This is a genomic window from Rheinheimera texasensis DSM 17496 (assembly GCF_000711985.1).
Lineage (GTDB): Bacteria > Pseudomonadota > Gammaproteobacteria > Enterobacterales > Alteromonadaceae > Pararheinheimera > Pararheinheimera texasensis.
Map to the genome: position 1 here is coordinate 279628 of NZ_JONU01000008.1, position 13825 is coordinate 293452.

Here is a 13825-nt window from a genome sequence, read left to right on the forward strand (position 1 = left end):
AACTAACAAATATGAAAAAACAACGATCAGCCTGGTGCCGGATAGCGCTTGGATGCGCTTTGCTGAGTCTTGGCTCCGCAACGGCAGCTCCACTTCTGTATGACGTCAGGTATTCACCACTTAGCACCGGCGAAACGGAAATTGAATTTGTGTTTGACGAAGCGCTGGGCAGCGCGCCGGAAGTACAGATTTACAATGAACCGTCTCGAATTGAACTAACCTTTCCGGAAGCTGAGTTCGAAGAAAAATTGACCGACGTCACCATCGACAAAGCCGGCGTGAAAAACGCCCGCACTGAGTTTTGGCAAAAAGGCATCAAAACCTCGGTGTTCCTGGAACATCTGAAGTTGTATAAAACCCGGATGGAAGGCAATACTTTTTATTTGCAGGTCAGTGACAGCTCAGTCAGCAAAGCCAAACCGGATGCAAACGCTTATATCAATAAAGTGCAGGCCATCGATTTTCGCCGTGGTGAAAAAGGTGAAGGCAAAGTATTGGTGTTCCTGAAAGACAGCTCGGCAGCCGTGGATGTCCGCGAAAACCTCGGCAAAATTGTTGTTGAGTTTCACAACACCGACATCGGCGATGACTTGCTTTATCAGCTGGACGTGCTGGATTTCGGCACTGTAGTCAAAGGTATTGAAACCTTTAAGGACGGCGTGATCACCCGGTTGGTGATTGAACCTACCGCTGCTTTTACTTTTGCTTATCAGCAGGTTGATAACATCTTTAGTTTGAGCGTGGAAAAAGACGCCAGCGCCGGCAGCTTTATGCAGGGCGGCAAAGATTACAAAGGCAAAGCCATTTCACTGAACTTCCAGGACATTCCGGTCCGGACCGTGCTGCAAATCATCGCTGACTATAACGGCTTTAACCTGGTCACCAGCGATTCAGTCAGTGGCAATGTCACTTTGCGGCTCGACGGTACGCCGTGGGATCAGGCACTGGACATAGTCTTAAAAGTGCGTGGTTTGGATAAACGCATGGACGGCAACATTCTGATGGTTGCGCCTACTGACGAACTGGCGGAGCGCGAAGCCAAAGAGCTGCAGGCGCGGCAAAAAGTCGAAGAGTTAGAAGCGTTGTATTCTGAATTTATTTCTGTGAATTATGCCAAAGCGGCGGATTTGGCCAAGCTGCTGGACGGCAAAGATACATCGCTGTTATCTCCACGCGGGAATGTATCGGTGGATGAACGCACCAATACAATCCTGTTAAAAGACACTGCCAAAGCCATTGAAAACGTACGCCGGTTGGTTGAACGGCTGGACGTGCCGGTGAAACAGGTGCTGATTGAATCCCGCATGGTCACGGTTAAAGACAGCGTGGCGGAAGAATTGGGGATTCGCTGGGGCTTCAGTGACCAGCAGTTGACCAAAGCGGTATCAGGTACTGCAGCCGCAGCAGAATCTTTGGCTAATGGTAATATCCCTGCGCTGGACAGCCGTTATAACGTTAATCTGCCGGTCAGTACTGATGGTGCCGGCAAAATTGGCTTCCATATTTCCAAGCTTGGCGATGGCACCTTGATTGACCTCGAACTGTCGGCGCTGGAAGTGGAGAACAAAGCAGAAATCGTGGCATCACCACGTATTTCAACCGCCAATCAGAAAAAAGCCCGTATTGAACAGGGTGTAGAAATTCCTTACGTGCAGGCAGCTTCCAGCGGTGCCACCACTGTTGAATTTAAAAAGGCAGTGTTAAGTCTTGAAGTGACGCCGCAGGTCACGCCGGACAATAAAATAATCCTCGACCTGACCGTCACGCAGGATACTGAAGGCAAAGTGGTGCAAACGCCAACCGGTAATGCGGTAGCTATTGATACCCAGCGTATCACCACACAAGTGCTGGTGGACAATGGCGAAACCATTGTGCTGGGCGGTATTTATCAGCAGCAAACCATCAATACCGTATCGAAAATTCCGGTACTTGGCGATATTCCGTACGCTGGTGTGTTGTTCCGCCGTTCGCTAGATAAAACTGAGAAAAAAGAACTGCTGATTTTCGTCACGCCAAAAATCATTAACGAAAACCGTTAATAGCCCAAAGGGCCGGCAAGACAGCACAAGGGACAGGCAAAAGCCTGTCCCTTTTGAATTTTAGCTTGCGAAGGGCGCGCCAATACTGCCATAATTCAGCGCTTAAAATTTTCACGGGAGCTTTTTGGTCCTGACATCAACCCTCTTGAGTTAGCTGAATTAGCATTACGACATATGGCAGAGAAACGCAATATCTTCCTCGTTGGCCCAATGGGCGCAGGAAAAAGTACCATTGGCCGTCACTTAGCAGAAATGCTGCACCTTGAATTCTATGATTCGGATCAGGAAATCGAACGTCGCACCGGCGCAGATATAGCCTGGGTTTTTGATCTCGAAGGTGAGGCTGGCTTCCGGGTGCGTGAAGAAAACGTCATTGAAGACTTAACAGGCATGCAGGGCATTGTGCTGGCAACCGGTGGGGGCTCTGTACTGAGCCGTGAAACCCGTAATCGTCTGTCCGCCCGCGGTATCGTGGTGTATCTGGAAACTCCTATCGAGAAACAGGTAGCACGCACGCAGCGTGATAAACGCCGCCCGTTACTACAAACCGAAGAAGCACCAAAACATGTACTGGAGCGTCTGGCAGCAGAACGTAATCCACTGTACGAAGAAATCGCTGATTTCACTATCCGCACTGACGAGCAAAGCGCCCGCGCTGTCGCAAACCAAATCGTCGAACAACTGGGTTTTTAATTACAGAAAGGGAGCTGGCGATGGAAAAAGTTGCGGTTCAACTTGGTCTGCGCAGTTATCCCATCCTGATTGCTCCGGCGCTGTGTCAAAGCGCCGCTGAGCAGCCCGAATTCTCCACATTGTGGCAATACAAAAAAGTAGCAGTGATTTCTAATCCGCTGGTCGCTGGTTTGTATCTGGACAAAGTCCGCGCTTTGTTTGCTCATGCTGAAGTCAGCGAATTACTGCTACCCGATGGCGAAGCGTATAAAACGCTGGCATCTTTTGAACAGGTCTGTTCATTTTTACTGCAACAAAAATTCCCTCGCGATGGTTTGCTGGTTGCCTTAGGCGGCGGCGTGATTGGTGACCTGACCGGCTTTGTTGCCGCCTGTTATCAGCGGGGTACTGCATTTTTGCAAATTCCGACCACTTTATTATCCCAGGTGGACTCCTCAGTCGGAGGTAAAACCGCCGTCAATCATCCTCTCGGCAAAAACATGATTGGTGCTTTTAATCAGCCGCAAGCCGTGCTGATTGATACTGACATGCTGCAGACTTTGCCGGCGCGTGAATTCGCTGCCGGCATGGCTGAGGTCATTAAATACGGTTTGCTTGGGGATGCTGACTTTCTGCAATGGCTGAGCCAGCATCAGGGGGAAATTCAGGCGAAGCAGGAACCGGCGCTCAGTCAGATGATCCGCCATTGCTGTCAGATGAAAGCGGATATTGTCAGCCGGGATGAAACTGAACAAGGCGAGCGTGCGTTACTGAATCTGGGCCACACTTTTGGCCATGCCATTGAAGCCTGGCTGGGTTACGGTAACTGGTTGCATGGCGAGGCTGTTGCGGTTGGAATGTTGATGGCGGCAAAACTGTCGGCGGCACGGGGCTGGATCTCAGCAGAAGATGTAACCCGTATCCACGATTTATTAGTAGCAGCTCAGTTACCGGTCAGTCCGCCAGTGGGCATGACAATTGCTGATTTCCTGCCTTATATGAAAACCGATAAAAAAGTCAAAGCCGGCCAAATGCGCTTTATCTTGTTGCAGCAACCCGGACGTGCCATCATCGTCGATGACGTGACAGAACAAGAATTAATTCAGGTATTTGGCACCTTACATGGCTGATTTACATCAAAAACTGGCGACGTTGCAGGGCTTATTACCTTCGCAGCGTCAATGGCTGGAGCGGCTGGTATTCCAGCTTGAATTTAATCCTTACCAGTTAATTTATCTGGTTGGCGGACCGGGTTCAGGTAAATCGACCCTGACGCTGGCGATCGCTGATTTATTGTCCGATGAATTTAATCTGGCGTTGTTAAAGGTTGAACCTGAGCTTAGCGCCGGTAAAATCCGTCAACATTTGCTGGAACAATGGTTTGGCCATGGCATCGTCACAGATAAGCCCTTACTGAGTCTGATTGGTGATCGCGAAAGCCGGCAGCCGCTGGCTTTAATTCTTGATCAGGCCGATGATTTACCGCCGGAATTATGGGCGGAACTCGCCGATGTGCCATGCCTGGTGATTGCAGCTGCGGAACAGGCTGACGCTCATGCTGAACTGAATCTGCCACTGGCACCTGTGACGATGGAAGATGCCGAGATTCTGCTGGCCGATACTGCCTTCAGTACCCTGACTATTGCCGAACGGTTGGCACAGGCGCAAGGCAATTTGCATGTGCTGCTCAATCCACAACTGACAGCAAAGGCCGCCCGGCCAACCCATACCACAGTGCAAACTGCTTCAATCGCCGGCCCTTTGTGGGTGTTTACCGTCGGGATGGCGATTATCGTTGGTGTTGTGGTGTTTTGGTTCTGGACTGAACGCCAGCTGCAGCAAGGGCCTGCCATTGGCACGCTCACTTATCTGCCCGAAGAGCAGGAAGTTGCCACTGTGGTCGCTAACGTGAAAGAGGCTCCGCCGCCGCCGCCGGCCGAAAAAGCCGTCGTTGAGCAGTTAGTCAATCAATTGGAAAAGGCTGAGCGCGGGACTGCTGAAGTGAAAGGGTTGGAAAAGCCTGTTGATTTCACTGAACAGAATGTCAGCTCCATGCCAGTGACTGAGACGGAAAATCCGTCGGTAAGCCCTGTGGCTGAACCGACAGTACGGGCCGAAAATTCTCCTGAGCCTTTGGCAGAACCCCTGCAGCAGGCATCATCTTCGAACAGCGAGCAGCAAACGGAAGCTGTGGTCCCTGCATCGGTCGAAAAACCTGCGACAGCTGAAGCTGAATCGGACGACTTAGCTGCCGAAATCAGTGCCGACAGCTCCACTCCAGTCACAACATTGCCAGCAGAAGCGACAGTTGAAGCGGAAATGGCGGCAGAAACTCAAGCCCCGGCCAAAGCTGTGGTCAGCGAGCCGGTGGAGGATTTAGCCGCTGAAGCCTCACAAGAATTGCAAAGTGTCACCACTACGACCAGCAAACCAAGTGGTGGTTATCGTTATACTGAGTCTGAGTTACTATCGTTGTCAGGTGCGCAGTTTGCGCTGCAGCTGGTGGTGTTTTCTAATGATTCTGCGTTACAGAGTTTCCGCCAGACGTACGCCAATCTGCAAACTTATACGTATGAACGCACCAAAGATGGCAAACGCCAGTTAGTGGTGGTGATGGCGCCATTTGCAGACGCCGCAGCCGCCAGGAAGCAGGCGGCGCAGCTGCCGGCTCCGTTGCAGCAAGGCTTCGCCAAGCCGCTCAGCGATATCCATAGTGAAATCAGTACTAACTAGTGGGTAGCTGCGTTGACTAAAGCCGTAAAAGTTGTCAAACAACGCGCTTTCCTGAAATGGGCAGGCGGTAAATACAATCTGGCGGAGGCTATTCGCCAGCATTTGCCGGAAGGCGACTTGCTGGTGGAGCCCTTTGTTGGCGCAGGCTCCGTATTCCTCAATACTGACTATCCGGCTTATTTACTCAATGATATCAACGCTGATCTGATTGGTTTGTATCGTTTATTGCAAACGAAGCCGGATATGCTGATCCGCGCAGCCCAGCAGTTTTTCAGCGCGCAAAATAATGATAAAGAACGTTATCTGCAATTACGTCAGCAGTTTAATCAAAGTGCAGATCCGCTGGAGCGTTCACTGCTGTTTTTGTATCTGAACCGGCATTGTTTTAATGGCCTTTGCCGCTATAACCAGTCCGGATTGTTTAACGTGCCTTTTGGTAAATACAAAAAGCCTTATTTCCCGGAAGCGGAATTATGGCGATTTGCCGAAAAAGCGCAAAAAGCTGAATTTACCTGCCTGAGTTATCCGGAACTCTTTGCGCGCCTGCCCAAGCCGCCGACGGTGATTTATTGCGATCCGCCTTATGTGCCGTTATCGAAAACGGCCAGTTTTACTTCGTATGCCAAAAACAGTTTCACCTTTGATGATCAGGCTGAGCTGGCGAATCTGGCCGAAGCAGCACAGGCTGCTGGTCATACGGTGGTGATTAGTAATCATGACACGCCGCTGACCCGAAAAATCTATGCCGGCGCTGAGCTTGATTCAATACAGGTGGGTCGTTCAATCAGCCAGAAGGGCAGTAGTCGCGGCAAAGTGGCCGAATTATTTGCCATCTACCGGCAGAAATGACAGCTCATGCCAACACAACCCGCACAATAAGTATCAGAGCCAGTACGAAGACAAATGTTACCGCCACACCGGCGATAATGTAGGGTAGTGGGCTTTGAGTCTGGAAGTCTTGCTGACGTTGTTGTTCGGATTGCACGCCAACAAAGGCGCCGAATACCGCTTTGAGGATTTGTCTGAGTCCGGGCTTCTGGCCTGTCATCAGTTTGCTGCCCGGTTATTTATTTTCTTGCTGGCTATGCAGCCTGTTTAGTAATTCTAGTAAATCAATAAAATGGAATTGTGTGGAGCGGCTTTGGCCTTGGGCCCAGCCTAACCAGCTTTGTTGCGCAGTATGAGAACATTTCAGTTGCAAACTTTCGATGCCTGAATCAGTCACGATGCGCTGCTGCTGACAGCTCGCAATCACAGTTTCAGTTCCTGTCCACTGCGAAGCAGCAAAAGCAATCACCAGCGGCAACAGCAATAATGCGGATTTCACGAGCGTTTTTTGTTTCATTACTTCATCCATGCCAAGTTAGCTGGTCGATTTTACGTCAGTGTAGAATTTGCCGCAACAAAAAAACCGGCGGCCAAAAGGCTGCCGGTTTGGGTGTGGACAAAGGCTGTTTTTATTATGATGTTTTATCTTTCTGTTTTCAGAAAGTCTTGCTCAAACTCAGCACTAAGCGGCCATCACACAGATTGCAGCCCGCACTGCCTTCGATATTGGTTGAAGCAAACTTCAGCTGAAGCGCTGAACCTAAAACGGTAGTACCCAGACCGACACTCCAGTCGAGATATGCATCACCCCGTAACGGGCCGGCAGCGACAAAAGTATTGTACTGTGCATTATCTTCAAATTGGTTCTGACCCAAGTGTAATAACAGGCTCAGGCTGTCGTGCAGTACATAAGTGTAATCGGCGGATAAGTAATAATATTCGTTTACACCAGTACCAAAATAGTCGTCAGAATAAGCAAAGCCGAGGACTAAGTCTTTATAAATCAGCTTTGTGTAGAATTCATTGAAGTTAAATTGGTCAGTTTCGTTATCGCCGTTTGGATAGCGGTACTGCATGGCGCCGACATCAATAGTCCAGTCATCATTCAGCTTACCGGTCCAGCCAGCCAGAATGTCCAGCTCCATTGAACCGTTACCAAATTTGATATTGGAACCCCAGGTCGACAGATAAAAACCTGAGTCAGCTGTCAGCGTCATACCGCCCTGTAACGCCATCCCTTCATTGGTTTGAGAGATACCGCGGAATAAATAATCGGATACGTAACCGACGTTACCGGTCAGTGCGACCGCTTGTGCCGAACCTGCAAAACAGCTGGCGACTAATACTGCGATAGCGCCCAGTTTTTTTCCCTGCTTCAACGAACTTGTTGTTTTAGTTGCCATTGTTTTCATTTGCTTTGCCCTTATCTGTAATGGTCGAAGAAGGTAATTCCATTTCTGTGCCATCAGTGAAAGTTATTATATTTCAACAAGATAGACTTTATTGTTTTATTCTGCCAGCCGTGGATGAGCAATAATGGTGCAGCCTTGCCTGTTTTTTGGGCGCTTTGCCGGCTGTCTTTGCAGTAAAGCGGCTGCGCTGTAAAGCGAAATCGGCTACAGTGACGGCTTTGTGGCAAGCGTTGTGACATTGCGCGGACTTTATGGGAAAGGAGAGACGAATGTTACCATTTTGGATTGCACCATCAATTTTATCGGCAGATTTAGCCCGCCTTGGCGATGACGTGGCCCGTGTGCTGGCGGCTGGTGCCGATGTGGTGCACTTTGATGTGATGGATAACCATTATGTGCCTAATCTGACCTTTGGCCCGATGTTATGCCAAGCGCTGCGTAACTACGGCATTACCGCACCGATTGATGTGCATCTGATGGTGGAGCCCGTCGACAGTCTGGTGCCACAATTTGCCAAAGCCGGTGCATCCATCATCACCTTTCACCCTGAAGCCTCGCGCCATGTTGACCGTACTTTGCAGCTGATTAAAGACGAAGGCTGCCAGGCCGGTTTAGTGTTTAATCCGGCAACGCCTTTGAGTTATCTCGATTATGTACTGGATAAAGTCGATGTGGTGCTGCTGATGTCCGTTAACCCTGGCTTTGGCGGTCAGAGTTTTATTCCGGCCACTTTAGACAAACTGCGCCAGGCCCGGCAGCTCATCGACCAAAGTGGCCGTCAAATCCGGCTGGAAGTGGACGGCGGCGTTAAAACCGACAATATCGCCGCCATTGCGGCAGCTGGTGCTGACATGTTTGTTGCCGGCTCGGCTATTTTCAGTCAGCCTGACTATCAGCAAGTGATTGCTGCGATGCGTGCTGAACTGGCTACAGTACGGCCGCTGTGACGAGTCCGCGTGCAAGGCGTGGCAAAGCCGCATGAAGCGGTTATAATCGGCGCAATTTTTTTGTTCGGACTGCAGGGCAGTTCACATTCAGGATCTCAGATTTCATGCAGAAGACTTCGGCCAAACCTATCGTATTATCCGGCGCCCAGCCGTCCGGTCAGCTGACTATCGGTAATTATCTTGGTGCGCTGCGCCAGTGGGACCGGATGCAAGACGACTATGATTGTCTGTATTGCATTGTGGATTTACATGCGATCACGGTGCGGCAGGAACCGGCCGCCCTGCGCAGTGCATCACTGGATTCATTAGCTTTATATCTGGCCTGTGGCATTGACCCAAAACGTTCCGCCGTATTTATGCAATCGCATGTGCCGGAACACAGCCAGCTGGCCTGGGTACTGAACTGCTATACCCAGTTTGGTGAACTGAGCCGGATGACGCAATTTAAAGACAAATCTGAGCGTCACAATAACAACGTCAATGCCGGTCTTTTTACCTATCCGGTACTAATGGCTGCCGACATTCTGCTATATCAGGCCAATCAGGTGCCGGTCGGCCATGACCAGAAACAACATCTGGAACTGGCGCGAGACGTGGCGATGCGCTTTAACGCTCTGCATGGCGACATTTTTACTGTACCAGAACCATATATACCGCCAGTTGCGGCCCGCGTGATGAGCCTGCAGGAGCCGACCAAGAAGATGTCAAAATCGGATGAAAATCCGTGGAACTTCGTCGGTTTGCTGGAAGATCCAAAGATGATCAGCAAAAAGTTCAAGAAGGCCATGACCGATTCGGAAGATCCGCCACGGGTGTATTTTGATATCGACAACAAACCAGGCGTGGCTAACCTGCTGAGCATCTTATCCGGCGTTACTAATAAATCTGTTGAAACGCTGGTCAACGAATACGAAGGTAAGATGTATGGCCACCTCAAAGGTGATGTGGCGGATGCGGTGATTGCATTGCTGGAACCGGTTCAGCAGCGTTTCCATGAACTGCGCAACGACCAGGCCACTTTAACGCAAGTGATGCAGGCCGGTGCTGCTGAAGCGCGCCGTCGTGCTGCTGCGACGTTGTCGAAGGTCAATGAAGCCGTAGGTTTTGTGCTGCCTTAATCGATAAGATGAAAAACGCAAAAGCCCCCTCGCGGGGCTTTTGTATTTCTGTACTAAGCCAGTTTGTTTACAAATAGGCTTTGCTAAAAGCTTCTTTCGATTCTTTGATATAAGACCGGGCTTTCTTCGCGTGATTCTCCCAGGCGGCTTTGTCGGCGGCGTCGCTGAACGGGTTTTGTTCCGGTGCAATAGAGCGCTCAAAGCGGTCGTAAAAGGTCAGGGCTGCTGCCGTGACCTGATTAAAACGCTCCTTATATTCCTGCACGCTTTCGAGCTGTTCCGAGGTTTTTAGCAGATACTGCACCAGTTCGGTATTTTGCTCGCGGTCGTGCAGTTGCTGCGCATGATTGGCAACATTTGCTGCAATTTCGCTGCTGATGGCGGCGCGTATGCCGTCTTCTTTACTCATCACCCGGCCAAAGTTTTCCTGAGTACGGGCCAGGCCTGCATGCTGAATATATCCACGCAGCTGTTTGTCCAAATCCTTGCGGTAGCTTTCTACCAGCTTTTGCATAGCGCCAAGCTCATTGTCCAGCGCATTGACCTGCTGAAGTTCTTTTTCCAGCTCGTTGAGGAAACGCTCGGCGTTTTCATAAATCTTCAGGCCGTTTTGTTCAGCGAATTTGCGGTCTTTGCGGCTTAAATCCGCGTTTTCATAGTTGGACTTATCAAAAGCCGCCGCCAGAAAAGATTTAAAGGGTTCGGCAAATGCGGCATAAGCACCACCGGTCACCACACTCAGAGTTGCAGTTGCCAGATCGCCAAAGGGTTTCACCATCGAAGTCAGCCGTGCCTGCTGCAACGGTGAAGACACGCGTTTGGTGTCACTGATAATGTTGCGAAACGAGGCATACGCCATTGGATTTGACATCTTGTTGCGTTCTGAGCTGGCCAGCACCAGCGTAATGCTGGCATAAATCGCATTCGCGTATTCCAGATACTGGCGCTGAGTCTCGAGCTGCGCGGCGTAATTCTGCCCTAAGCTTTTAAACTGTTCCGCCTGCAGCTCCGGGTTTTTGTTTTGCTTCAGCCGGTCCAGAATACCGCTGACGATGCGTTGCTCGTTTTTCTGCAACGCTACATCGAGCCCAATCCGTTCGATGCTGACATCATCGAGTGCAATACCGCCATTGCTGCTTTCAATGTCTAAGCGGATAAATTTGCGGCCAGGGTCATCAATGGAGATGCGGTGCGCCAGATAATCGGCACTACTGGCCGACATTTCAATCAGGCCAATCTGTTGCCAGGGGGCATCGGCTTTTAACGAGGCGGAACTTAAGATATTGATGCGATAACTGGTATAGGCGTTTTCCGGTTTGACCCAAAACTCCAGCATGCCAGGTTCTGTGATCAGGGAGGGTGTCACCAGACTGGCGCTTCCCCGGCTGCAAAACAGCGCCTGTTGCCCGCTACGGGCCAGTTCATGCTGCAACTGACAGCCATTTAAGATGTTCCAACTGCTGTTACCTTCAAAATCAGCTTTAAACACCGGTTGTGCCAGTACACTACCGGCGAATGCCACAGAACTCAGGAACAGGGGGAGTACACGCATATTATCCTCAATCAGGCCAAAGGGTGGCGCCAAGCTGCAGGCTGCCAGCTGCAGACTGTACCAAAGCTGAATCAAAGCAGCCAGAAGCGCTTGTAGCGCATTGGCTTCTAATAGGGAAAAGAGGCTGCGCCGACCTCTGGCGGCTGCGTTGACATAATCCGGCGAACCCGATAGAACAGAAGGATAAAAATCAAACAAAAACAAAAACTTTCAGACGGGGACAATAATGACAACACCTATTACTCCACAAGGCTGGCCACAGCGTCTGCTCTGGCTCGGCATTGCCATCACCGGGGCTTCCGCTGCCGGTGGTATTGCGCTGAACCGGGGCGAATCTATCAATGCGATTTGGTTTATTGTTGCCGCTATTTGTACTTATTTGATTGGTTACCGCTTTTACAGTGCCTGGGTAGGTGCCCGGGTGCTGATGTTAGATGAAACCCGCGCCACGCCAGCCGAGCGCCTCGCCGATGGCCGCGATTATGTGCCGACCAACCGCTGGGTTGTGTTTGGTCACCATTTTGCGGCTATAGCCGGCCCAGGCCCGTTGATTGGCCCGACATTGGCGGCGCAGTTTGGTTATCTGCCAGGCACGCTGTGGATTCTGGTCGGCAGTGTGCTGGCCGGTTGTGTGCAGGATATGGTGATCCTGTTTTGTTCGATGCGCCGCGATGGCAGGAGTCTCGGCCAGATGGCGCGGGACGAACTTGGCCCAATTGGCGGTTTCGCCGCTTTGCTGGCGACTTTCCTGATTATGATCATTCTGATTGCGGTGCTGGGTCTGGTTGTCGTGAATGCGATGAAGCATTCGCCCTGGGCAACTTCCACTGTAGCGGCCACTATTCCGATCGCAGTGTTTATCGGCCTTTATATGCGCTATTTACGGCCGGGGCGGGTGCTGGAAGGCTCGTTATTGGGTGTGATTTTGTTACTGTTGTCGGTCGGTGCCGGTGGTTGGGTCGATCAACAAGCTGGCATACGGGAGTGGTTTAACCATCCAGGATTGCCACTGGCCTTTGCCGTGATTGGTTATGGCCTGCTTGCTGCGATTTTGCCGGTGTGGCTGCTGTTGGCACCACGCGATTATCTGTCGACCTTTATGAAGCTTGGCACAGTGATTTTGTTAGCGGTGGCGATTGTCATTCTGCAACCGGAAATTAAGATGCCGGCGCTGACCCAGTTTATTGATGGCACTGGCCCTATCTTTGCCGGTAGCCTGTTTCCTTTTGTTTTTATCACCATCGCCTGCGGCGCTATTTCTGGCTTTCATTCGTTGATCTCCAGCGGCACCACGCCCAAGCTGCTGGAAAATGAACGCGACATCCGCATGGTGGGTTACGGCGGTATGGCGCTGGAATCCTTTGTCGCCATCATGGCGTTGATTGCGGCTTGTGTATTAGAACCCGGCGTTTATTTTGCGATCAACAGCCCGGCCGGTATTGTAGGTGCGACGCCGGAAGTGGCTGTTGCGACCATCAGTAGCTGGGGTTTCCCGGTGACTGTGGAGCAAATGAATCAGCTGGCGGCGACGATGGGCGAAGCCACCTTATTTGCCCGGACCGGTGGCGCGCCATCGTTGGCTGTAGGGATGGCCAGTATTTTCGCTTCGGCTTTTGGTGAGCATCTGCTCGCCATGTGGTATCACTTCGCCATTATGTTTGAAGCAGTTTTTATCCTGACGACGCTGGACGCAGGCACCCGCGTTGGCCGTTTTATGCTGCAGGATATGCTGGGGAATTTCTCGCCGCGTCTTGGGCAAACCAGCTGGTATCCGTCTGTCGTGCTGACATCGTCGCTGGTCGTGGCCGGCTGGGGGTATTTCCTCTATATCGGCGTGATAGACCCCAATGGTGGCGTGAATATTCTCTGGCCTTTATTTGGTATTTCCAATCAGCTGCTGGCTGCGATTGCACTGACCGTTGCCACATCTATCCTGATTAAAACTGGTCGCATCAAATACTTGTGGGTTACTGCGTTGCCGCTGTGTTGGTTGCTGATTCTGACGACCACAGCAGTGTATGAGAAAATCAGTAGTGCTGACCCACGTATCGGCTTTTTTGCTGCCGCCAATGACTTGCAACACAAGCTCGACGCCGGGTTGTTAGCGCCAGAAAAAGCTGCAGTGGCACCCCAGCTGATTTTTAATCAGCAGCTGGATGCCTGGCTCGCGATGTTGTTTGTCGTGCTGTTGTATCTGGTGGTGGGCGATATGCTCAGAATGACCTGGCGGCGTCAGCGTGGGCTCAGTATTCTGCCGTCATCTGAAACACCATACATTTCCAATAAACCTCTCCCGGTGAATGGAGTAAGCCAGTGAAACATTTCATAAAAACATGCTGGGCACTGCTGCGGCAGTTGTCCGGTGACGATGCCTACGAGCGTTATTTACGGCATCAGGCGCTGGAACATCCGGGCGAGGAGCCGCTGGATCGCAAAAGTTTTTTCCAGCGCGAACAAGAGCGGAAATGGAATGGCGTAAAACGTTGTTGCTGAGGTTAAACAGAAAAAAGCGAAGCTTGAAGAA

13 protein-coding genes are annotated in these 13825 nt (G+C 51.0%); 9 read left to right on the top strand and 4 right to left on the bottom strand.

The window, feature by feature from the left end; all coding sequences use genetic code 11:
* The first annotated feature begins 11 nt into the window (after positions 1 to 11).
* The 5 genes from Q399_RS0107205 to Q399_RS0107225 all read left to right on the top strand — a co-directional run bounded on the left by Q399_RS0107205 (position 12) and on the right by Q399_RS0107225 (position 6293).
* Entirely contained in the window at positions 12 to 2039 is a 2028-nt protein-coding gene (locus Q399_RS0107205) for a type IV pilus secretin PilQ (RefSeq protein ID WP_245612850.1), read from the top strand.
* Between the two features lie 174 nt (positions 2040 to 2213).
* Positions 2214 to 2732 carry a shikimate kinase AroK gene (gene aroK, locus Q399_RS0107210; RefSeq protein WP_031567217.1) on the top strand — a complete coding sequence of 173 codons (519 nt, stop codon included), beginning with the start codon at positions 2214 to 2216 and terminating at the stop codon, positions 2730 to 2732.
* Positions 2733 to 2752: 20 nt separating this feature from the next.
* Entirely contained in the window at positions 2753 to 3841 is a 1089-nt protein-coding gene (gene aroB / locus Q399_RS0107215) for a 3-dehydroquinate synthase (protein ID WP_031567219.1), read from the top strand.
* Entirely contained in the window at positions 3834 to 5444 is a 1611-nt protein-coding gene (locus tag Q399_RS0107220) for an AAA family ATPase (RefSeq protein ID WP_031567222.1), read from the top strand. Before aroB ends, Q399_RS0107220 begins: the two co-directional genes overlap by 8 nt.
* 12 nt (positions 5445 to 5456) lie before the next feature.
* Positions 5457 to 6293 carry a Dam family site-specific DNA-(adenine-N6)-methyltransferase gene (locus Q399_RS0107225; protein WP_031567224.1) on the top strand — a complete coding sequence of 279 codons (837 nt, stop codon included), beginning with the start codon at positions 5457 to 5459 and terminating at the stop codon, positions 6291 to 6293.
* A gap of 4 nt (positions 6294 to 6297) precedes the next feature.
* Here Q399_RS0107225 and Q399_RS0107230 read toward each other — a convergent pair whose 3' ends face one another.
* The 3 genes from Q399_RS0107230 to Q399_RS0107240 form a co-directional block, all read right to left on the bottom strand.
* Entirely contained in the window at positions 6298 to 6492 is a 195-nt protein-coding gene (locus tag Q399_RS0107230; protein WP_031567226.1) for a DUF2970 domain-containing protein, read from the bottom strand.
* 15 nt (positions 6493 to 6507) lie between these two features.
* Positions 6508 to 6789 carry a hypothetical protein gene (locus Q399_RS0107235; protein ID WP_157836251.1) on the bottom strand — a complete coding sequence of 94 codons (282 nt, stop codon included), beginning with the start codon at positions 6787 to 6789 and terminating at the stop codon, positions 6508 to 6510.
* Positions 6790 to 6928: 139 nt separating this feature from the next.
* Positions 6929 to 7684 carry a TorF family putative porin gene (locus tag Q399_RS0107240; RefSeq protein ID WP_051685833.1) on the bottom strand — a complete coding sequence of 252 codons (756 nt, stop codon included), beginning with the start codon at positions 7682 to 7684 and terminating at the stop codon, positions 6929 to 6931.
* Between the two features lie 269 nt (positions 7685 to 7953).
* Between Q399_RS0107240 and rpe the strand changes: the two genes are divergently transcribed.
* Entirely contained in the window at positions 7954 to 8631 is a 678-nt protein-coding gene (rpe, locus tag Q399_RS0107245; protein WP_031567232.1) for a ribulose-phosphate 3-epimerase, read from the top strand.
* Positions 8632 to 8735: 104 nt separating this feature from the next.
* Positions 8736 to 9749, top strand: a complete 1014-nt coding sequence (gene trpS / locus Q399_RS0107250) for a tryptophan--tRNA ligase (RefSeq protein ID WP_031567233.1) — start codon at positions 8736 to 8738, stop codon at positions 9747 to 9749.
* 67 nt (positions 9750 to 9816) lie between these two features.
* On the opposite strand, the gene bdpA is transcribed toward trpS, so the two are convergent.
* Positions 9817 to 11301, bottom strand: a complete 1485-nt coding sequence (gene bdpA, locus Q399_RS0107255) for a BAR domain-like protein A BdpA (protein WP_031567234.1) — start codon at positions 11299 to 11301, stop codon at positions 9817 to 9819.
* A gap of 226 nt (positions 11302 to 11527) precedes the next feature.
* Between bdpA and Q399_RS0107260 the strand changes: the two genes are divergently transcribed.
* Together Q399_RS0107260 and Q399_RS0107265 are read left to right on the top strand one after the other, a co-directional pair.
* On the top strand, positions 11528 to 13618 hold the full coding sequence (locus tag Q399_RS0107260) for a carbon starvation CstA family protein (protein WP_037045871.1): 2091 nt from the start codon (positions 11528 to 11530) through the stop codon (positions 13616 to 13618).
* Positions 13615 to 13794 (top strand): YbdD/YjiX family protein, encoded by a 180-nt coding sequence (locus Q399_RS0107265; RefSeq protein ID WP_031567236.1) that lies wholly within the window; start codon positions 13615 to 13617, stop codon positions 13792 to 13794. Before Q399_RS0107260 ends, Q399_RS0107265 begins: the two co-directional genes overlap by 4 nt.
* Positions 13795 to 13825: the final 31 nt, after the last annotated feature.